This window comes from Kluyvera sp. Awk 3, assembly GCF_028069715.1.
In the GTDB taxonomy this organism is placed as follows: domain Bacteria; phylum Pseudomonadota; class Gammaproteobacteria; order Enterobacterales; family Enterobacteriaceae; genus Kluyvera; species Kluyvera georgiana_A.
On the sequence record NZ_JANEWH010000342.1, the window covers coordinates 1 to 369 of the forward strand.

1 rRNA gene is annotated in these 369 nt (G+C 53.9%); it reads left to right on the forward strand.

The window, feature by feature from the left end:
* Positions 1-369 (forward strand): 23S ribosomal RNA (locus NNN71_RS25020); the annotation flags it as partial.

A 369-nucleotide genomic window follows, 5' to 3' on the forward strand; every position in this document is an offset into this window, starting at 1 on the left:
GAAGCGAACCGGGGGAACTGAAACATCTAAGTACCCCGAGGAAAAGAAATCAACCGAGATTCCCCCAGTAGCGGCGAGCGAACGGGGAGCAGCCCAGAGTCTGAATCAGCTTGTGTGTTAGTGGAACGGTCTGGAAAGTCCGACGGTACAGGGTGATAGTCCCGTACACCAAAATGCACAGGTTGTGAACTCGAAGAGTAGGGCGGGACACGTGGTATCCTGTCTGAATATGGGGGGACCATCCTCCAAGGCTAAATACTCCTGACTGACCGATAGTGAACCAGTACCGTGAGGGAAAGGCGAAAAGAACCCCGGCGAGGGGAGTGAAAAAGAACCTGAAACCGTGTACGTACAAGCAGTGGGAGCACC